The following is a 20,406-nucleotide window of genomic DNA, read 5'->3' as shown; positions in this document are numbered from 1 at the left end:
TCGAAAGTTCCGAACCGCAGGGAGCTCGTTTCCGCGCAACGGCGCATCTTCCGTTCGGCGTCACCCGGCAGCAGTGTCCGCCGCGCTCGCGCCGGCCGGGGAAACCTCGTCCTCCCACATGCCGGTGATGAGCGCGGAGTCGGGCGTGAGGAGATCCGCGGCCGCGGACTGTCCGCGCACGCGCAGGGCGGCGCCGAGTTCGAGGGAGTGCAACGCGCAGGCCGCGTCCACGAACTGGTCGACCAGGTGCCCGGGAACGCCGGCCTCGCGGGCCAGCGAGGTCAGCCGTGCGGCGGTGCGGGAAGTGGTCGGCGGGATGGGCTGCGCAGCGCCCGGGTTCTCGGCCTGGGCGAACGCGGCCCTGAACACGCCCACGAGGCGGGAGTCCATGTGGTACGCCGCGGTCTTGCTCCACCCGTTGGGCCCGGGCCCGGTGGGCGTGAGCACGGCCGCGTACTCCGCCGGCCACCAACCGCCCCTGACCGCGGCGTTGGTCTGCTTGGTGATGCTGCCGGCCGCGGCGTTGAGCTCGCGGCCCGCTCCCCTGGTCGCGCGGAAGACGGCGCAGTTGGCGCGGCCGCGGGCGTCGGCGGCCAGCCGCAGCAGGTAGGCCCCGTCGAGCGAGACCTTGCCGAGCAGGCGGTGGACGACGTGCACCGGGACGGGATGCGTCGGCTCGGCGGTGGCGACGGTGAGGCCGGGCTCGGCGAGGAAGCGGTCGAGCCAGTCCGGCGAGGCGCCGTTCACGGTGAGGTGCAGATGGAGGGTCACGGCAGAAACCTTCTCAGGAAACGCAGATGGACGTAGCCGATTGCAGCCGAACGCAGGATCCGACGCTCCTGGCGCACCTTCATGCAGGACTTAGGGTCTCCTTACCTCCTATTCGTGGAAGAATACGAGGTAGGGTACGGAGCGTCAGGTGACCCGGCGTCAGCAAGGATTCAGGCCTTGAACGTTAGTGAAGGTAACGACAGTGACGTGCCCGAGCCGCGCTCCGGGGACCGGCCGGCACCGGCCGCGCACCAGGTCGACTTCCCGCCGGTGCAGAACGGCGTCGACTACCTGGACAGCGTCGCCGACCAGCTGCGCTCCGGACAGCCGAGTCCGCGGAACCTGAAGTACGCCGTTCTGCACCTGCAGGCCGCCGCCGAAGTCCTGCTCAAGGCGCGTCTGGTGCAGGAGCACTGGAGCCTGGTCTTCAAAGACCCCGGCACCGCCAAGCGCGAGCGGTTCGAGGCTGGCGACTTCGACAGCTGCACCACCACCGGGGCCATCGGCCGGCTGCGCGACATCGCTGGCGTCGCCGTCGGTGACAAGCCCGCCAAGAGCCTGGCAATCCTCGCCAAATGGCGCAACCGCCTGCAGCACTACGGACTCACCGCCCCCGCCCCCGCCGTCGAAGTCACGGCCGCCCAAGTCCTAGACTTCCTGGTCGCGTTCGTCCACGACGAGCTGCTGCCCGCCCTGCCCGGGCCCGAGGCCGCGGAGGCCGCCGCCGACCTGGAGTCGGTCGGCACGAAGGTCCGCGGCATCACCAGCTACATGGCCGCCCGGCTCAAGCGCCTGGCCGACGAGCTCAAGGACGCCGCGGACCGCACCGTGATGTGCCCGGTCTGCGACCAGTGGGCCCTCGTCCTCGGCAATCCCGCCCTCGTGATGGACTGCCGCTTCTGCCACACGACCTGGCCCAACGCCGTCCTGGCGCTGGAGGAGTACTACGAGGTCAACCTGCTCGACGCGAACGTCCAGGACTGCCCCGAGTGCACCCAGCACACCCTGGTCGTCGAGTCGGTGGGCACCGTAGCCGTGCCTGGGGCAAGCAGCTCCGTCTGCTTCTGCTGCGGCACGAACTTCGCGGTGGCCGCGCAGTGCACCGACTGCTACAACGTCTTCATCCCCGACCCGGCCGAGGACTACGGACTCTGCGGGAACTGCTGAGAGCCCCCACATCCACCGCGCGGCCGAGGGCTGCCCGGCCCGCAAACCCGCAGCCGCACCCCCGAACACGGAGCCGCCGCATGAGTACGACGCCCCCCTCGCCCGAGCTCAGCTACCCGGCCGTGCGCAACGGCCTGGACTTCCTGCGCAGCGTCGTCAAGCACCTCGACGGCCCCGACCCGGGGCCCCGCGCCGTGAAGTTCGCAGTGGTGCACCTCCAGGCCGCCACCGAGATACTCCTCAAGGCAGGCCTCGCCTCCCTCGACTGGAAGCTCGTCTTCGCCGATCCCGACCAGGCCGACGAGGCCGCCTACAAGGCCGGCGACTTCATCAGCATCGGGCCCGGCAAGGCGATCACCCTCCTCAAGAAGGAGGGCGTGGAGATCGCGAACCGCGAGAAGAAGGAGATCGAACGGCTCGCCGTCGAGCGCAACAAACTCGCGCACTTCGGCGGCACGCTGAGCGCCGCCGCGGTCGAGAAGCGCTCCGGCATCGTCCTGGAGTTCCTCCTCAGGTTCATCGACGACCACCTCCGGATCGAACTGGACGCGGACGACTCCGCGCACCTGGAGGAGGAGATGCGGTTCGTCCGAGCCAACGTGCCGCGCATCCGTGGATACGCCACCGCCAAGATGACCAAGCTCGAAACCGAACTCGTACGGCTCAAGCACGCCACCCTGCGCTGCCCCGACTGCGACATGTGGGCCCTGGTCGCCGACGGTGGCCTGCTCGACTGCCGCGTGTGTGATCGTTCGTGGGAGCCGGCGACGTTCCCGCTTGAGTACGCCGTCTACGTCCTCGGCCACTCCTGGCGCGAGTACCGCAAGACGGGCCAGCCGGCCGACTACTGCCCGGAGTGCGAAGACCACACCCTCGTGGACGAGGCGTACCTCGCCGACGCACCGGACAAGCAGCGCTCGTTCTGCTTCGGCTGCTCCCAGGCGTTCGACGGCTTGGACAATTGCATCCGCTGCACCCTGCCCTTCCAGCCGCGCGCGGACGACGACCTCGTCTGCGGCAGCTGCTGGGCCCAAGCCCTCGCCAGAGACTGAACCCCGCCCCGAGCCGAATGGAGAACCATGTCGGACTGCGTCATGCACCAGGCCGTGGTGGGGAGCAGCAACCTGCCCCGGGAGGAGGTCGCCGTGCTGTACCGCGCGGCCCTCGATCGGTTGATCGCGGCTGTGCACTGCAGCCTGACCAGCACGATCGGAGACGTGAGGATCAAGGTGGAACGGGATCCCTTCGGCGAGTACGTCGCACGCGCCGAGGCGACGTGCGGCGACCCCCTGTGCGTCGAGCTGGTGGCGGGCAGCCGATGACCACGTCTGCGATCGAGGAGACCGCGGGCGAGATCGTCGACGCCGAACTCGTCGACGACACGGCCCTGATGCCCGCGGCCGCCGCCCCAGCAGAGGTGTCGTACGCGGTGACCCGACACACCGTGCTCGGCCCCGGCGAGCTCCCGCCCCGGGTAGACGAGCAGGCGCGCTTCACCGAGCTCGACTTCAAGGTCCCCGAGGGCGTCAAGAAGCGGCTGAACGAGCGTGGGGCGCGCAACACCCGGGTCAACCGGGACTCCAGCCGCGTCCGCTTCGAGCAGTGGTGCGAGAGCCAGGGTCGCGTCGCCCGGCCGACGACCACCACGGCGAACGTGGCCGCGTACTTCGGACACCTCATGGAGAAGGGCAAGCCGGACGGCACCAAGTACAGCCCGGACAGCCTCCTGGCCTACTGCGGCCGGATCGTCTCCTGGTACGCCAAGGGAGAGCGGCCGGACGGCTCCCTCATCCGCGAGATGATCCAGGACTACCGGCTCGAGGAGTACATCCCTGCCGGGGGCGAGCCGGAGCAGTCCGCCGGCCTCACCCTCAAGTACCTCGTCAAGGTCCTCGCCGCCATCGACGAAACCACCCGGATCGGCCGCCGCGACGCCGCCATGCTCGTCCTGCAGTACGGCATGCTCTACCGCTCCGTCGAAGTCACCAACCTCCTCGTCCGGCACGTCCGCATCGACAGCGACGGCGTATGGGTCTGGACCGCGAAGTCCAAGACCCGCCGGACGGGCAAGGGCCGCTGGCGCTTCATCCGCGACCGCGAAGACCTCCGGATCGTCGCCCGCGTACGAGCCTGGCTCTCCGACCTTCGCGAGCTGTTCGAGCCCACCGAGCACGACCAGAACCCCGCCGACGGTGAGCCGGCCTACCAGCCGAACAAGCCGCTGTTCCGAGCCCTGACCACCCTGGGCAACCTCAAGCGCCGCGCGAACGCGACGGTGCGCGGCCTGTTCCTCACCGGCCGGGCTGTCAACGAGATGGTGAAGGCGCGCGCGGCCGCCGCCGGCATCGCCCTGATCAACGGCCTCAAGGTCACCTCCCACAGCCTGCGCGCCGGGCCGAACACCGATATGGCCGAGGCCCAGGTGCCGCTCGCCGACCGCAACGAGGCCGGCGACTGGCACAAAGACTCCACCCTCGCCGACGACCGATACAACCGGCCCGACGGCAGCATCGACATCAGCAAGCACGACCCGCTCGACGCCGTCCCGCTGTACGGCGGACCGGCACACGCCGCGGTCGCGCAGCCCCTCGCTGTGGCGGCCGCAGGTCAAGAGGAGTGACCTTCGGCTCTGCGTGGGCCATCGTCGACTGGCTCACGTTCGGCGGCAACATCATCCAGACTTTCCGCACCGTGGTGACCGACGGCTTCGCCGACAGGTTGGCACCGGCGCACGTGGAGCTCTTGTTCGCCGACGCCCCACCCCTGAGGGGAGACGGCGCCGGTCAGCGAAGCGGGAGTCGGAGGCGAGACGGAAAGCCTGGAGCCGAGGCCTGTGTACTCCGGGGCAGGTCGTTATAACCACAACAGGCCCTGCTCAAGGCCGGTCCCGACGAGGCGCCAGAGCGGCTACCCGCCGGCCGGGTAGCCGTAGAGCCGATCGTCGTTGAGTACCAGCCCTGTGTACTCGGTGACGAGGAGCGGGGCGACCTCCGGTTTGGTGGGCATGTCGGCGCCGGTCCGCGCGTCCAGGACCACCGGGCCGCCAGCTGCCCGGCCGTAGATGCGCCCGTGCCAGACCGCGGTGACTTTCGGGGGTGTGCGTCCGGCGTCCCCGTCCTTGAGCGCCCATAGCTGCTTGCCGGTGGCCGCGTCGACCGCGACGACAGCGAAGCCGGGCGTGCACACCAGCGTCGCGGCGCGGTCGTAAGTGCAGCTGGCCGAGCGCAGGCCCGGCGGCATGGTGGCGCGGGCCTTCCCAGTGGTGACGTCCAGCAGCTGGTCGCCCCGCTCGCCGACCTGCGGGCCCGCGACCCGGACCGTGCCGGGCCCAACCGCATCCATGCGGGCGGCGTAGATCTTCTCTCCGCGCCACTTCTCGGTGCCAGTGGCGAGGTCGACGCCGAGCGGGATATAGGTGAGGGGCTCGGCGTGGAGCAGGCCCACGGCCATGCCCGTACCGGTGTGGACGGCCCGTAGCCCGGGCTGCGTCCAGCGCAGAGCGTGGGACGCGGTGTCGATGCCATACGACACCGCCTCGTCGTCGCCGGTCACGGTGACGACGGCCGTTCCGCCCTCCGCGCCGACCGCCGCGACCTTCACCTTGTTGGAGGACTGGAAAGCCCACTCCGGCAGCTTGATGTTCGTGCGCCAGGCGGCCTTGTACGGGGGCGCCGTGCTGACCGCGACGAGCTCGACCATCGCGCCCGCAGTGTGGGTGCCGGAGGCGGGCGTCGTCAGTAGGAACGGCACCAGCACTTCGCTGCCAGCCATCACCGGCGGCAGGACGAAGCCGTCGGAGTCCGCGCGCAACGCCTCCCCACGGGCCGACTCTTCCCCCAGGATGCGGCCGTCGGCGAGGTCGACGACCTGAATGCCCGTGGGCGAGGCCACGAACGCACGGGTCTCATGGAGCAGCACCGGCAAGTCCTCGCCGCCGCCGCGGACCTGTCCGGCAAGATTCGTCCGGCCCTTCGTGGCCGCCTCCGGCAGCAGCACCTTCCCCCGCGCGTCGAACCACTGCGGCGGATCGTACGCGGTCAGCCGCTTCGCCGACGTCGACGAACTCGCTGTCGCCGGGGGCTTGCTATCGGCCGGCTTGGCATCGTCAGTCGCCGGACCGCAGCCGGCAAGTACGCCGGCGGTCAGGGACACGAGAACGGCTAACGGCTTCGGGCCGCGCATAGGTACCTCACTCAGGGTCGCGCCAACGGGCGATGATCACGACGGAGGATACGCCCCGCGGCCCATTCGTCTGCCGCAGATTTCGCGGGGCGGCTGAGGAGGCGTGTCTTCAATTGAAGACACGTGGGGTCGAGTGCGCCCCGCGAACGGGAGGGCGTCGGCCGCCGGGCGGCGTTCGCTCGGGGGGATTATGTGTGGCGGGGGCCGGTGGTCCCGGGGGCCTTCGCCGGCCCCCGGACCCCCGCCCCCCCGGCACCGCCCGACGCGGGCAGGTCGTGGGTGCTAGCTGCCGTTCGCGCCGGGCGGCACCGGGGCCTGGTAGCTGGGTGCGGGCGCGCTTTGCGCGGGCCCGGCATCCTGAGCAGCGATCTACAGGAGTCCGAGCTTCTCCTCGATGTGCTTCACCGTGCCGGTGACGCCGAGGAAGGTGATGCCGGCCGAGCCGATCGCGATGAGCGCTGTCGCTCCGAGGTGGCGGGTGAGCAGGAGGGCGATGAGCGCGCCGACGGTTCCGGAGAGGACGGCGACGAGGATCGCCATGACCTTGACGGTCTTCGAGGGACCGTTCGTGGTGGGCGCGGTCGCTTCCTGACGGGCCGCCGCTTCCTGTGGGGCGGCCAGCGTGGTCTGGGGCGGGGTGGTGGGTGGGTTGGGGGTGACGGGGGGCACGCTGTACCTCGCTGGGGCATTCGTGGTGGTCATGGTGTCGGACTGGGGGTGTCCTGGGGCGGGCACCGGTGCGTGGGGAGGCGGCTCCACCGAACACGACGCGGACGGTTGCCGCCCGGACTCGTAGTCGGCGCCCGACGGGCGCACGGCGGGCTTGGCCGCGGGGTGACTGCCCGTGCGGGTGTGTTCGAACTTGGTGGTGACGACCACGGGCTTCGGCATCCGGAATCACCGCGGTCAGTCCGGTGCCCGCACGCAGGGTGCTGTGGAGAAGGCGGTCACGGCGCGCCGCCGCAACAGGCCCTTCACCCCGGTTGGGTACGCCCCGGGGTGTGCCCGGTCTGGGCGGGCACGCTGCATGTGCCCGCCCGGACCGGATGAGGTTGCTAGCGGCGGCGGGCTGGGATGCGCGCCTGCAGGGCTGCTGCTCCTTCCCCTTCTCCGTCGTCGTTGTTCGGCACCGTCAGGGACGATTGGTTGCCGGTTTGCTCGGCGAGCAGCAGGGTCACCAGGAGGCCGGCGGAGTGGTTGCGCAGGACCCGCGCGGCCTGCCGGAGACGGTGCTCCTCCGCGGCGGGCAGGGACAGTGCCACGCAGGTGGCCTTACCAGGAGTGCCGACGGAGTACGCGACGCACACGTTGCGCCGGGAGTACTCGAGGAAGTCGTACTGCGGGGCATGGGGCCCGCCACCGTCGAGGGCGTCGAACAGAGCCCGGGAGGTGGTGATGGTGCGGTCGGTGAGCTTGATCTGTTGGTGTCGGGTCAGGTGGTCCATGCGCCCTTCGAAGGTGAGCTGGGCCAGCAGGGCCTTGCCGTTGGCGCTGGCGTGCGCGGTGTCGCGGAAGTCCACCCACTGCTCCACCCCGGGTGCCAGCGGTCCTACGGAGTGGTGGGGCACGGCTACCTGACCGCCGGAGTAGGTGCTGATGTAGATCGCTGCCAGGGTCTGGTCGCGGAGCCGGTCCAGGGACTGCTGGACGAGCCGCTCGGGCGGGTCGCCGCGGCGTGCCATCGCCAGGACGGGCCCGGGGAAGTGCACGCCCTTGATGGTGGTGACTATCTGCTGGCTGCGCAGCAGCTCCAGCAGTAAGCCGAGCGCGGCCGCCGGCAGCTGGGCTCGGCGCCGCAGTGTCCGGCTGGCGATTCCCTGCGCCGCCTCGATGTGGAGCAGTAGGTCTATGGCGCGGACGGCGGCCCTCCACTGCTGTGCGGTGTCGGCGGGGACGAGCCGGCTCCGGGCCATCTCCGTCAGGGCGGCCGGCCGTAGCGCTCCCACGTCCCAAGCCCCGGCGTTGGCTTCCGCCGCTCGGTGCGGGACCGTGACGGCATGCGGCTGGGCTGGCTTTTCCGGGTCGGGCAGCACGATCGGCGCACGCCCGGCTGTCGGGCGCGCAGCGCTGTTGCCGGGGACCGGCCTGAGGGCGGCCGGGCGCCCCGCAGGCCTGGGGGTGGGCTGCGGGAGGCGGGACTGGGGCAGCAGGACGAGCCGCGGACCTTCCGCCCGGCCCGGTCCCCCGGCCGGCTCGCCGGGGCTCTCGTCGCCGTCGCCGGTGTGCAGGATGAGCGGCTTGCCCATCCCGATCCGGACTTCGTCGAAGAATTCCGGGTCCTGCATCGTCCACGTGCCGCTGATCCTGCGGCCGACGGTCCCGGCCAGCAGCCGCTCGGCATCCGCGTGGCCGTGCCGGGCCGCCTCCGCCACCAGGAACCGCACATCGTCCACCACTCCGCCAGCGCGCGTGGTCAGCGCGGCCATGCGGAACAGTGCACCAGGGTGCCCGGCCTCGGCGGCCGAGCCCAGCAGGTTCGCCGCCGGCAGCAGGTCTCCGCGGGCGAGGGCCTTCGAGCCCAGCCGGTACATCGAGTTGGCGTGCTCCCGATCCTCCTGGCTCAGTCCGTAGGAGTGGTCCAGCGGCCCGAAGTCGCCGTCGGGCCGGTCCCAGACGTCCGGCGGCCCGGCGAGTTGGTCCAGCAGGTCCGCGAGCCCGGCCGGGACCACCGGATCCGGGCCCTGGGCCCCGCCGGAGTGGCCTTCGTACCTGCTCACATCCGTCACCTGTCCTTCTCCCCGATGCTCTTCTTCGTCTTGCGGTACCCGTCCCGAATATGCCCAGCGAGCTTGCCCCTTAGATGCGTGACGGCCTTGTTCCGCAGGTTGTGGAGGCGCTCCACCGGTATCTCCATCAGGAGTGCGATCTCCCGATCGCTCAGCCCGCGGCTCTGCAGTTCGACCACCCGCCGGCGCTGGCTGTCGCGCATGTTCTGGATCTGCGGGACGACTACCTCTTGCAGAACCTCGCGGTCCTCCTGTGCCAGCGTCCGCCGAGTCGGGAGCGCGTCCAGCGCGTCCCCGCCCATCAGGACGCTGTGCCGCCGCAGCCGCTTCTGCTGCCGGTATTTGTCGATCGCGAGGTTGCGCGCGGCCGTGTGCAGGTACGCCATCACGTCCGTGTCCGCGTCCAGCTTTCCCTCGGCGGCCGCACGGCCCACCTTCAGATAGGCCTCCTGCGTCGTGTCCTGACACGTCGCCAACGGCAACGTCCGGAACTCCCGCCACAGCTCGTACGGCTCCGTCTCCATGAACAGCGTGTACGCCTCGTACAGTCGCTGCGCCACGTCCACGGCCAGCACCACCACCTCCTCCGAGGCCTGCTCGCCTACCACCGGCCCCGCTCCCCGGCTGGACCCGTACCGGCCGTGCCCGGCTCCATCACGGCGACCGCGGCCGGCACCACAGCCCAGGTCGCACCTCGGACGAGGACGGTCTCACCGTCCAGATCCTCTGCGGCCCCTGCCCTGGGGCCTGTACGACCGGAAGCCCTTCGCCGGCACAGACACACCAGCGTGCCCGGCACGGGCACCGCGCTCACGACGACCGGGGCATCCCCGGCCGACTCCGACGGCGTCATCTCGTGGATCTCCAAGATCTATGGGACAGAGGACGCCGGAACCCGCGTCCTCGCCCCCCAGACGACGCACACCCCCCACTTCTCCCCCCTGCCCTCCCCCGTTCACCCGGGAGAGTGACAGCTACGCACGTCTGACCGATCGGGCCGCTGCTGGGAGCCTTCCTTCAACGAGGAGCCGCCCAGGGATGGGGCGGCGGTGCCTACCGCTCGGATGCGGGCGGGCCTTCGGGTGGGGTCCGCCGGGTCTCTCCGTCCTGCGGGCGGTGGTGCCAGGCCGTGTAGAGGCCGGCGAGCGCGGAGGCATAGCCGGCGAGGGCCTCGGGGGAGACACGGCCGACGAGGATGAGGACGACGCCGGTGGCCAGGATCGCCACGAACACGACGAGATCTACGGGAAAGCGGCCACGCGGGGTACGACGGCTCGGCACGATGGTTCTCCTCAGTACATGGAAGGTCGCAGGACGTCACCCACGCCGGCGTCTGCCGTTGGAGCCGCGTGCGGCGGGGTGTGGTGCGAGCGTCCCGGCGCAGCAGCGGGTGCGCCAAGGGCAACGATCTTCTTTCCGCAACTGTCAACCGGGAGAACAGCGATGACGGGTGTTGCCGAGGAAGGAACCGGCGCCGAGACATCCGCGGGCGGAGACAGCAGGCCGGCCCGCCGGCCGCTCAACCCGCTGAAGCCAGAAGTCTTCAAGAACCGCCCGCACAAGCGGGCGCTCGTCGAGCACCTGCGGTCCCTGATCGCGGCCGCGGACCTGGCCAGCAAGCACGTCGCCCCCGGCGTGGCCCTGAGCGCCTCGGCCCTGTCGAAGAACCTTTCCGGAGACCGGCTTCCCCACCGTTCCACGGTCGAGGCGATCATCCAGCTCTGCGGGGCCAGCGAGGAAGTCCGGGCCCTGTCGCTGCGCCTGCACACCGCGGCTCTCGGGGAGGCACATCCGGCGTTCGCGGAGCGCCTGGTGATGGCCGACGCCTACGAGGAGATCATCCTCCTCCACGACCGGGTCCAAGCCCGGCTGGAGGACGCCCTCGGCGAGCACCGCCGCCGGCAGGCCGACTACGACAACCTCCTCGTCCGGCACGCGACGACGAACCAGGCCCTCACCACCGCCGAAGACGAACTCCGCGCACAGCGACAGCACCACCAGCGGGAGACCGCCCGCCTGAACGGCCTGCTCCGAGAGGAACAGGACGCCCGCCAGCGCGACCGCACCACCTTCGACGCCCGGCTCGATCAGGCACGGGTCGAACACGAGGAGCAGTTGCGGGCCCGGCAAGAAGAGGAAGAGCGCCTCCGCCGCGCCTTGCTCGCGCAGGAGAACAAGATCCAGACCGTCCGCGGCCTGCTGGACGACTCGGCCGCCGAGGCAACAGCCCTGCGGCAGGAACGCGACCGGCTCCGCGTGGAGACCGCCCGGCTGCGCGAGGACCTGGTGGGTCTTCAGGTGGAACTCGCCGCAGCCGAAGCCGGCCAGGACACTCACGTTGAGGACGGGCTGCTGGCCCCGGCGCTGCTGGCCGTCGGCCAGGTCCTCGACCGCCACCCCGTCCCACAGGAGAACGGCGCAGCCGCAGGCCGGCCGCAGGCCGGCCAGGGCGCAACCCAGCTCGACGTCGGCATCAGCAACCCGGTGCCGACGCCGGGTGAGGCCCTGACGAAGCTGGATCCGACGGACAGCCCCGACGGGCTGAAGCGGGCATCCGCGGTCACCGCCGCACTCGGCCTGCTGCTCCTGCTCATCGGGCTGTTCACGCACACCGGTGGCCCGACGTCGCAAACCCGCCCGACAACCGGGGAAGCGTGGTGCCTCGGCATCGGAGTCTTCCTGCTCGTGACCGGGATCATCCTCCTGGCAGCGCGCGACGTGACGAGCGCCCCCACCGTCGACACGGACGATTCGTACCACTACACGTGCGGCTTCCCTCCCCTGATGTAAGCGGCTCCGGCCCCTCCGGGTGAATCCTGGCGCCAGCTTGGGCCGGTGCCCGAGTGGCTCGCTCCAGCGCGGCGTCGAGGCGGACGTCGTCCTTCAGCAGGATCCGTACAGACATCTGGACCCGCTGGGGAGCGCGCTGCTGTCCGATGCGGGCGCGGGCGGCGGGCGTGCACCTCGGTGGTGTCGGCGGCCGCCGCGGCCGCCTCCGTCGGGAGTGCGCCCGGGAGGGCGCGGTAGGGGCGGTCCGGCACATCTGCGTGAGCCTTGCGTTCGTCATGCGCTGCCCAACGCGGGCGATCGCCGGAACGGGCGGCGCACGGTGCTCACCACCGAAGTCTCTCAACATGCCTGACGGTCCGTCCGGAGCAGGGCAGTCGATAGCCAGCCGCCCGGAACCTTGACCCCGCGAGCCGCTCCGCCGGGACGATGCCTCGAAGCAGGAGGGGGAGGCCCGCCGAACTCGCGCCGAGAAGCGCGTGAAGGTCCACGTCCGTTGGCTCGCGCCTGAAGGCAGCAAGTCACCGCCTTTAGGGTTGCCGACTGCATCATTCAGCGCAGATGTTCTACGTACTAAACACCTTATGTCCAGATTGAGTTGACACTGCGCTGTAAAATTCCACGAGCGTGCCTCGCACGCTCGCCACGCCCGTGGAAGCCCACAGCGCACTCTCAACTCATGGCCTCTGACCTGCGGAAACGTGGTTTGAGTTCCCCACTCCCTTTCCGCAATCTGGATTCTGTGCCCGGGATCATCCGGGCTCCAGGTGAGTGGGAGGGGTTTCGGGACCATGCTGGAAATTGCCCAGGTAGCACTGAGCAGCGGAGTGGCCTTCTTCTGGGACAAGGTCCTCGGGGACTACGTCGCGGGTCTCCTCGTCATGGCGACCATCGGCCTGGCCAGCAAGGTGTACCGGCGCCGACGCCACCGGCGGGCTGTTGAAGAGGAGTGATCTATCACTGTGGGTGGCCGTCACCGCTCTCTCCCCGGCGCCGCCCGTTGGCGGCTCCGGGGTCAGTCGGCGCTGCGGCGGACTCAGCGGATGTCAGCGGCTTCTTCCTCTTGGGTGGGAGGGTGCGCTTCAGCATGTGGTGCCTGACTGGCCGCCGGACGGAACCGTGCGGGACCGGCGGGGGACGCATCCCCTCCGTGGGCTGGGGGAGGCGTCAGGCCAGTGCGTCGCCGAGCAGTCGGCGCGGGGCACCGTCCAGGTGCCGGTGGAGCAGCTGGGTGCGGGAGTGCACCAGGCCGCTCCGGTAGGCGGGCGGTAGCCGGTCGTAGACGGCGGCGGCCATCTCGGCGGCCGCGCTTGGATCTCCGTCGACCCGCAGGCACGCGGCGGTGTCCATGGCGATCAGGGCGCGGGTCATGACTGATGGCGAGGACGTCAGGGCCAGGGCGTTGTCCTGCGCCCGGTAGGCGGCGCGGGTGTCGCCGAGCAGCGTGTACGCCTGGGAGAGGTGGACCGCGTGCTTCTGTGCCCGGGTACCCGAACCAGGTGTCCGCCGCCTCGGGGCCGTCGAGCTGCTCGGCCAGGGTGCGGACGTCGTCCACCGCGCGGCGGGCGCCGGGCAGGTCGCCGACGGCGGCCAACGCGCGGGCGTTGACGGCGGCCGCGAGCGCGGCCGCGCCGGAGGGGCCGGCGCCGGCTTCCCGGCGGGCCTGGGCGGCGATGCGGGCGGCCTGACCCGGGGCGCCGTAGTTCAGGCCGACCATGGCGTGGCGGCCGAGGACCCAGGCCGTCATCCGCCGATCCCCGGACTCGCGGGCGGCTCTGGCTGCGGTGGCGAACCAGCGGTGTGCGTCGGCTTGGTCGCCGCGGTCGTGTTGGACGATCGCCACCAGGCCGGAGATCCCGGCGGCCGTGCGCGCCAGGTCGGTGCGGTCCCGCACGGGGTGGGGCCGGCGCAGGACGGCGGCGAGGAGCGCTAGGTCCTCTCGCATCTCGCCGAGGACCGTGTCGGGAGCCCGCCCGTTGTAGCCGCCCCGGTGCCGCTCGAAGGCGCCCTCCAGGTAGGCGAGGTCCCCGGCGCCGTCGGTGTCCAGGCCGGTGTCGATGCCCTCGCGGGCCTGCGCGATGCCGGGCAGCACAGCGAACCCCGCCGTGGCCGCCGCCAGGGTGAACAGCTGTCGTCGCTTCACGTCGTCGTCCTCCATCCTCTGCTGCCTGCGGTGCCGCCGGGTGTTCTCCAGGGCCTGGTCCAGCTGCTCGTCGGTCAGCCCGTAGACGGTGCGGATCGCCGAGCGCCAGACCGGAGTCGGTAAGCGCTTCTCGGTCTCCCACCTCTTGAGGTTCTCGACCGTGCACACGAGACCGGCGTCGGTCATGCGCTTGGCCTGCTGTTCTCGGGTCCGGTCCGCTTGCTTCCTGATGGTGCGCAGCAGCTCGCCGATTCCGTCTGGGCTCACCATGCCGGGGCCTCCCCTGTCCGGGTATCGAGAGACCATCCTGGCCCCCCCAACGTGGCACCCCGCAGCGGGAATCGGCCCTCCGGAGCGGCCCTCCCTTGTGGTGTTCCCCGGACCTTCAATGGTCGAACGGAACCGGCCGGGACAACGCCCTCCAGGGGCTCCCCCTCCGGCCGGTCCCGCACTGGGCGCCCGCCTTGCCTGGGGGCGGCGGGCGCCGTCCCGCGCTCCATCCGACACGAGAGAAGGAGAACGTCATGAACCTGATCCTGGCCAGCCGCTCCATCAAGGGGGCCGCGACCCGGACCCCCGACGGCGGGGGCACCGGCAAGGGCGACGGCAACGACTGATCGCCGACCATGACCCCCGCGATCGACGCGGCGGTCCGGAGCCTCGGCGGGGACTTCCTCGCCGGGGCTTTCGGCCGCTCCTTCCAGCACTGGTCACAGGCCGCCGCAGGGCTGCGCGGCCTGTTCACGTGGGACGACCTGAACGACCTGGTTGCCCGCCACCGGCTCGACACCCCGCGCCTGCGCCTGTTCAACGACGGCACGCAGGTCCCGCCGTACGAGTACCTGCACACCTCGGTCACCAAGCGCTCCGAGGTCCGACAGCGGGTCGAACCCTCCGGGCTGCACCGGCAGATCACCGCCGGCGCCTCCCTCGTCCTGGACGCCGTCGACAAACTCCACCCGGGCGTCCAGGCCCTGTCCGAGGCGCTGGAGCGGCACTTCCGCACCGACGTCCAGGCCAACCTGTACGCCTCCTGGCACCCCACCGAGGCCTTCGGGGTCCACTGGGACGACCACGACACGGTGATCGTCCAGCTCGAGGGCGCGAAGCGGTGGAACCTGTACGGAGCCACCCGCACCGACCCGCTCCGCCTGGACGTCGAAGCACCCGAGAAGCCCGACGGGCCGCCGCTCGCCGAAGTGGTCCTGCAGGCCGGGGACATGCTGTACGTGCCGCGGGGCTGGTGGCACGCCGTGGCCGCCACCCAGGGCCGCTCCCTGCACCTGACGTGCGGCCTGACTCCGGCGACCGGCCATCACCTCCTGGTATGGCTGGCCGGACAGCTCCTCCACTCCCCCACCCTGCGCGCGAACGTACCCATTGTGGCCGGCCCCGCCGAGCGCACCGCGTACGCCGAGCAGCTGCGCAAGGAAGTCGCCGAGGCGCTCCACGACCACGTGGTCTCCGAGTTCGCTGCCTTCCTGGACGCCCGAGACCCCGGCCGCCCGGCCCCCTCCCTCCCGTACATCGGCGACGTCCCCGCCGACCCGGGTCTGGTCCTGGCCCTCACCACCGCCCGGGCCGCACTGGAGGGATCCGACGAGACCGTCGTGCTGCGCGCCGCCGGACATGAATGGGAGCTCCACACCTCCGTCCGCCCGGCCTTGGAGGCCCTGGTCTCCGGCGCCCGCCTGACCCTCGGGGAGCTCGCCGAGCGCTCCGGCCTCACCGTGGAACAGGTCGCAGCCCTCGCCACGGAGCTGGTATCCAAGGACGCGGCCGCCGTCTCCCAGCCGAGGTAGGACCCGCCGTGTTCGAGGCCCCCGCCCCCGCCACCGCCGGCCGAATGCTGGCCGCCCAGCAGCACGCCGCCGACCAGTTCGGCCTGCGCGCCACCGGCTGTCGGGTGTGGGGGTACCGGGGCCGGACCCTGTCGTCGGCCGCCAGCCCGCACTGGCTCCGCGTGATCTGCGCTGAGACCGGCACCGAGGGCGGGACGCTGTGGGACGGCCCGTCCTCCTCCCGCGCCCTCCCCGCCTCGGTGCCGCGCCCCGGCCTGTTCCGCATCCGGGACTGGATCACCGAGGGATACGCCTACCGGGCCGAGCTCTACGCTCTCGCCCCCGATCCGATCGTCGCCTCACGCCCCGTCCTCGACGAGGACCCCGGCCTGCCCGAGGCGTGGTGGAAGGAGATGTCTGCCGCCCTGGACGCGCTCGCCGGCGTCCCGCCGCCGACGGATCGAGAGGCCGTACGCGAGGAGTACCTGCGCCGCGTCATCCCCGCATTCACCGGCCACCAGGTCGAGGCCGCCATCACCTGGAGCACCGCCCACGGCGACCTCCACTACGGAAACGTCACCCGCGGCCCGCACATCCTGGACTGGGAAGGGTGGGGCCGCGCCCCGTACGGCTACGACGCCGCCACCCTGTACCTGTACGCGCTGCTGATCCCCGAGGTGGCCGCCCACATCCGAACCGAGCTCGCCCCCATCCTGGACCGGCCCGAAGCCCGCACCGGCCTGCTGACCGTGGCCGCCCAGATCCTCCAGGCCCAGGACCGCACCGACTTCTACGCCGAGCTCGCCGACCCCGTGCGCGAGTACCTGGCCCGTCTCTAGCCGAGCCTGTTCACACCCGGTTGGGACCGTTAGACCCAGCGGGGTCAACCGGTGCGCCTGCCGCCTCGGGAGGCTCGACGCGTACGAAGGTGGTGCGCCCGGTGACGGGGTTGAGGACCGCGACTTTCAGCGAACTTCTGGCGGCTGCCTGGATACGGGAGAGCCACATCTGATCGGGTACCAGGATCGTCAGGTCCTTCGGCCACCGGGCGAGTGCCTTCGGATCAGGACACACCACGCCGGCCAGGCCGAACGTGCCGCCTCCCCATCTCGCCCGGGAGTAGACAAGCAGCCCGTTGCCGTGGGGCGGACTCTGGTCGCCGTACTTGATCGCCTTGCCGGAAGCGGACCGAACCATCTGCGTGAAGGCCTCCCATACCAGGGCATCCAGGCCGGCGTACACGAAGAAGCCCGCCAACCGCTGCAACTCCGCCTCTCGCACCCGCTTCCGCTCCCGCGCACGCTCCTCGGCGGCACCGCCAGCAGCTCGCCCCCCGTACCGGGACAGCTCCGCCAAACAGCGCGGCGGGACCCCCCTGCCCATGCCCAGCGCAGCTCTCAGCTGTGGGCCCGACCCGACCCCCCGGCTGGTGCGCGGCGTCAGGCCCGAGGTGAGGTATTCCTCCGACGACTACCGGCCCTGAGCTTACGATTCGAGCCCTTCCAACCAGGCGGTCGTATTCAGGGACCGTTGCAGGGCTGGTTCGAAGAGGTCGGGGTTGGCCTCGGCCAGGGTTCGGCGGATTGCGACGGTCTCTTGGATGGTGGTCAGGCCCTCCTCGCGCCGGCCTGCCTCACCCAGGTGGTTGGAGAGGTTGTCGAGGGCCATGGCGAGGCGGGGGAGGTGGGCGTCGGGGTTCGCCTTGGCCAGGGCGCGGTAGTGACCTACGGCCTCCTGGATGGTGGTCAGGCCCTCCTCGCGCCGGCCTCCCTTACGCAGGCGGTTGGAGAGGTTGTTGAGGGCCATGGCGAGGTTGGGCAGGTGAGCGTCGATGTTCGCCTCGGCCAGGGCGCGGCGGAGGATGACGGACTCCTGAGCGGCGGCAAGGCCCTCCTCGCGCCGCCCCACCTCACCCAGGCGGACGGAGAGGTTGTTGAGGGCCATGGCGAGGTTGGGCAGGTGAGCGTCGGGGTTCGCCTCGGCCAGGGCGCGGTAGTGACCTACAGCCTCCTGGATGGTGGTCAGGCCCTCCTCGCGCCGCCCCACCTCACCCAGGCGGTTGGAGAGGTTGGTGAGGGCCATGGCGAGGTCGGGCAGGTGAGCGTCGGGGTTCGCCTCGGCCAGGGCGCGGCGGAGGGTGACGGACTCCTGAGCGGCGCCGAGGCCCTCCTCGCGCCGCCCCATCTCACCCAGGTCGACGGAGAGGTTGTTGAGGGAACTGGCGAGGTCGGGGAGGTGGGCGTCGGGGTTCGCCTCGGCCAGGGCGCGGCGGAGGGTGACGGACTCCTGAGCGGCGCCGAGGCCCTCCTCGCGCCGCCCCACCTCACCCAGGTGGTTGGAGAGGTTGTTGAGGGCCATGGCGAGGCGGGGGAGGTGGGCGTCGGGGTTCGCCTTGGCCAGGGCGCGGTAGTGACCTACGGCCTCCTGGATGGTGGTCAGGCCCTCCTCGCGCCGCCCCATCCCACCCAGGTCCACAGCGAGGTTGTTGAGGGCACTGGCGAGGTCGGGCAGGTGAGCGTCGGGGTTCGCCTCGGCCAGGGCGCGGTAGTGACCTACGGCCTCCTGGATGGTGGTCAGGCCCTCCTCGCGCCGCCCCAGCTCACCCAGGTCGACGGAGAGGTTGTTGAGGGCCGTGGCGAGGTCGGGCAGGTGAGCGTCGGGGTTCGCCTCGGCCAGGGCGCGGCGGAGGGTGACGGACTCCTGAGCGGCGCCGAGGCCCTCCTCGCGCCGCCCCACCTCACCCAGGCGGACGGAGAGGTTGTTGAGGGCCATGGCGAGGCGGGGGAGGTGAGCGTCGGGGTTCGCCTCGGCCAGGGCGCGGTAGTGGCGGGTGATGGCGGTGGCGAGGCGGGCGGCAGTCGTGGCGAGGCGGTGGCTGGTGTGGGGGAATCGGCTGTGCAGCGCGTCGAGGTCGTCGAGGCTGGCTGCGGGGTCGCTGATGATGGTGTCGAGGGCGGTGGTGAAGGGGGTGGGGTGGTCGGTGCGGGTGGCGGTGGTGACGATGTGCGGGATGAGTTGTGGGTGGTGGCGGATACAGAGGTCGGTGAGGTGGTTGTCGAGTCTGCCCCGGAAGGCGGGGTGGGCGGCGCAGCGGCTGTAGACGGTGAGGAGTTGTTCGGCCTGGGTGTCGTCGGCTCCGGCGAGGAGGTGGTCGGCGAGGTGCGGGTCGGAGTCGAGGGTGCGGCCGGTGTGGCGTTCGGCAAGGCGGTCGGGTTGCAGGGCGCCCCACGGTGGGCCGTTCCGTGACGTGGCGGCGGGGTAGAGGGCGGCGAGCCAGGCGGTGACCTGGTTGCGGCGGTCGCGGGGTTGGTCCGCGAGCGCGGGCAGACGCCGCCACAGGAGATCGGCGTGTTCACGGTCGGCGGCACCAGTGAGGTGGGCCGCCGCGAGCGCGGTCCGCAGAGTGTCCATCCCCAGGCCGGGGCTGAGGCCACGGGCCGTGGCACTGGCCCGCCAGTACCGTACTTCGTGGCCGAGTAGCCGGTCCTCGACGTCCTGTACGTCCTCTTCTCCTGCGGTGCTGTCCGCGGGTTCGGTCCGTGTGGTGTCGAGGAGGTCGGCGAGGGCGGTCATGTGGAGGGTGAGCGCGTTGCCGTAGGCGTCGTCCTCGCCGAGGTGCCGTGGCGGCTGCAGGGCTGTGGCGGCCGCGGTCCAGTCGTGGCCGGAGAGGCCCGGGACAGCCGGGAGGGCGGTGGCGAGGGCGCGGGCGGCGTCAAGGTAGTGGTCGGCGCGCCCGTCGGGCCTGCCCTCCAGGGGGGTGAGGAGGCTGGTACGCGCCGTGGTGAGGCGGTCCTCGGCCTGCCGGGTGGTGGTGGCAGCCTGCTGCCACCAGTCGCCGGCGGTGCGGGCCAGCAGCAGAAGCTTGAACGGACTGGTGCCAGGGTGTTCGGCGGCGCCTTCGACGAGTGCGGTGAGCTGTTCAGGGCGGGTCTCGGCGTAGTCGAGGATGACCAGCAGCGGCTTCGCTGCCCGCCGGACCTCCAACAGCTGGTCGGGAAGGGCGCCGACGCGCGGCCACAACACTGTCCAGCCCCGGGCCGTGAGCAGGTGGGCCAGGTGGTGGGCAAGGCGGGTCTTGCCCTGCCCGCCCGGACCATGGAGCAGCCACGCCCCGAACCCGCCCTGACCACACCACGCCTCCAACTGCGCGACAAGGTCTTGGCGGCCCTGGAAGGGGACGGTCTGGCGTCCAGCCTCCAGTAGGGCCGCCGGTGTCACCGGGGCGAGTCGAGCGGCCGGCCGGGCGGAGGGTTCAGCGAGGTCCTGGAACTCCACCGCCTCCAGGCCGCCCTGTGCACTGCCGCCGTGGTCCGCCAGAGTCGCACGGAAGGCTGGGTCGTGATGAAGCACGTAAGAGGGGACCACGTTGAGCCGCCTGTGGTCAGAGTGCTGGCGGTCGGAGGCGACGACGCCCGTCAGGTAGCGGTCGCAGAACACCGCCGCCCCCGACAGGCCCGACCACGGCGAGGTTCCGTCCCCCGGCCAGCCGGTGACGGGGCTCCGCAGATCCACAACGTACTGGTTGCCGACGAAGCCACTGCCCGGATTCACCTCCCCGACCAGCTGGGAGGCCTCGACGGGGCGGCCGCGGCGCTGAGCCTCGTCCGGGACGCCCCAGGTCTCACAGGGCGTGCCAGGGCGTTTGGTGTCCGGACGTCCCCATAGGACAGGTGTGGCCGGTGGCCGCCAGTGGAGGGACTCGTCGACGAGGACCAGCGCGGCGTCGTCGCGCCCGCCCGACGTCCCGGCCCACACGACGGTTCCGCCCGCGCTGCCGCCGACGCCAGGGTGGAAGACCTGCACGCGTGTTCCGGCCGAGCCAGTGACGTGAGCGGAGGTCAGGACCAGG

The 20,406-nt window shown here is 71.4% G+C and carries 17 protein-coding genes; 8 read left to right on the top strand and 9 right to left on the bottom strand.

Translation table 11 applies throughout. The features are described 5' to 3' along the window. Positions 1-60: 60 nt before the first annotated feature. On the bottom strand, positions 61-771 hold the full coding sequence (locus tag B6R96_RS36105) for a hypothetical protein (RefSeq protein WP_081525449.1): 711 nt from the start codon (positions 769-771) through the stop codon (positions 61-63). Positions 772-948: 177 nt separating this feature from the next. On the opposite strand from B6R96_RS36105, the gene B6R96_RS36100 reads away from it, so the two are divergent. From B6R96_RS36100 to B6R96_RS36085, 4 genes are all read left to right on the top strand, one after another. After that, positions 949-1,938 (top strand): hypothetical protein, encoded by a 990-nt coding sequence (locus B6R96_RS36100; RefSeq protein WP_031152890.1) that lies wholly within the window; start codon positions 949-951, stop codon positions 1,936-1,938. Positions 1,939-2,018: 80 nt separating this feature from the next. Next, complete coding sequence (locus tag B6R96_RS36095) at positions 2,019-2,990, top strand: hypothetical protein (protein ID WP_081525448.1); 972 nt, start codon at positions 2,019-2,021, stop codon at positions 2,988-2,990. 27 nt (positions 2,991-3,017) lie between these two features. After that, entirely contained in the window at positions 3,018-3,260 is a 243-nt protein-coding gene (locus B6R96_RS36090) for a hypothetical protein (RefSeq protein ID WP_031152886.1), read from the top strand. Continuing rightward, on the top strand, positions 3,257-4,558 hold the full coding sequence (locus tag B6R96_RS36085; RefSeq protein ID WP_081525447.1) for a tyrosine-type recombinase/integrase: 1,302 nt from the start codon (positions 3,257-3,259) through the stop codon (positions 4,556-4,558). Before B6R96_RS36090 ends, B6R96_RS36085 begins: the two co-directional genes overlap by 4 nt. Positions 4,559-4,845: 287 nt before the next feature. Here the strand turns inward: B6R96_RS36085 and B6R96_RS36075 are convergent, their stop codons facing one another. The 5 genes from B6R96_RS36075 to B6R96_RS36050 form a co-directional block, all read right to left on the bottom strand. Continuing rightward, entirely contained in the window at positions 4,846-6,090 is a 1,245-nt protein-coding gene (locus B6R96_RS36075; RefSeq protein ID WP_031152879.1) for a hypothetical protein, read from the bottom strand. A gap of 399 nt (positions 6,091-6,489) precedes the next feature. Continuing rightward, positions 6,490-7,011, bottom strand: coding sequence for a hypothetical protein (locus B6R96_RS36070; RefSeq protein ID WP_031152877.1), 522 nt, complete (start codon positions 7,009-7,011; stop codon positions 6,490-6,492). 164 nt (positions 7,012-7,175) lie between these two features. Then, complete coding sequence (locus tag B6R96_RS36065; RefSeq protein ID WP_051893288.1) at positions 7,176-8,837, bottom strand: IclR family transcriptional regulator domain-containing protein; 1,662 nt, start codon at positions 8,835-8,837, stop codon at positions 7,176-7,178. Positions 8,838-8,842: 5 nt separating this feature from the next. Next, complete coding sequence (locus B6R96_RS36060) at positions 8,843-9,454, bottom strand: RNA polymerase sigma factor (RefSeq protein ID WP_051893287.1); 612 nt, start codon at positions 9,452-9,454, stop codon at positions 8,843-8,845. A 445-nt stretch (positions 9,455-9,899) separates the two neighbouring features. Further along, positions 9,900-10,127 carry a phosphate-starvation-inducible PsiE family protein gene (locus B6R96_RS36050; protein ID WP_081525446.1) on the bottom strand — a complete coding sequence of 76 codons (228 nt, stop codon included), beginning with the start codon at positions 10,125-10,127 and terminating at the stop codon, positions 9,900-9,902. Positions 10,128-10,289: 162 nt separating this feature from the next. Between B6R96_RS36050 and B6R96_RS36045 the strand changes: the two genes are divergently transcribed. Then, a complete protein-coding gene (locus tag B6R96_RS36045; protein ID WP_031152865.1) occupies positions 10,290-11,636 on the top strand; it encodes a hypothetical protein in 1,347 nt (448 codons plus the stop codon). Positions 11,637-12,424: 788 nt separating this feature from the next. Continuing rightward, positions 12,425-12,586 carry a hypothetical protein gene (locus tag B6R96_RS37510; RefSeq protein ID WP_158714804.1) on the top strand — a complete coding sequence of 54 codons (162 nt, stop codon included), beginning with the start codon at positions 12,425-12,427 and terminating at the stop codon, positions 12,584-12,586. Between the two features lie 83 nt (positions 12,587-12,669). On the opposite strand, the gene B6R96_RS36040 is transcribed toward B6R96_RS37510, so the two are convergent. Continuing rightward, positions 12,670-14,046 carry a hypothetical protein gene (locus tag B6R96_RS36040; RefSeq protein WP_237291742.1) on the bottom strand — a complete coding sequence of 459 codons (1,377 nt, stop codon included), beginning with the start codon at positions 14,044-14,046 and terminating at the stop codon, positions 12,670-12,672. Positions 14,047-14,402: 356 nt separating this feature from the next. Between B6R96_RS36040 and B6R96_RS36035 the strand changes: the two genes are divergently transcribed. Together B6R96_RS36035 and B6R96_RS36030 are read left to right on the top strand one after the other, a co-directional pair. Next, a complete protein-coding gene (locus B6R96_RS36035; protein ID WP_081525445.1) occupies positions 14,403-15,578 on the top strand; it encodes a JmjC domain-containing protein in 1,176 nt (391 codons plus the stop codon). Positions 15,579-15,586: 8 nt separating this feature from the next. Beyond that, positions 15,587-16,396: a hypothetical protein gene (locus B6R96_RS36030; RefSeq protein ID WP_081525444.1), complete on the top strand. Its 810-nt coding sequence runs from the start codon at positions 15,587-15,589 to the stop codon at positions 16,394-16,396. Between the two features lie 10 nt (positions 16,397-16,406). Here the strand turns inward: B6R96_RS36030 and B6R96_RS36025 are convergent, their stop codons facing one another. Both B6R96_RS36025 and B6R96_RS36020 read right to left on the bottom strand, forming a co-directional pair. After that, positions 16,407-16,838, bottom strand: coding sequence for a hypothetical protein (locus tag B6R96_RS36025; protein WP_203351773.1), 432 nt, complete (start codon positions 16,836-16,838; stop codon positions 16,407-16,409). A gap of 204 nt (positions 16,839-17,042) precedes the next feature. Continuing rightward, complete coding sequence (locus tag B6R96_RS36020) at positions 17,043-20,360, bottom strand: tetratricopeptide repeat protein (protein WP_237291741.1); 3,318 nt, start codon at positions 20,358-20,360, stop codon at positions 17,043-17,045. Positions 20,361-20,406: the final 46 nt, after the last annotated feature.

The organism is Streptomyces sp. Sge12, assembly GCF_002080455.1.
Classification (GTDB): Bacteria; Actinomycetota; Actinomycetes; order Streptomycetales; family Streptomycetaceae; genus Streptomyces.
Note: the sequence above shows the minus strand (reverse complement) of the source record. Positions and strands in the feature narration are given on the sequence as shown.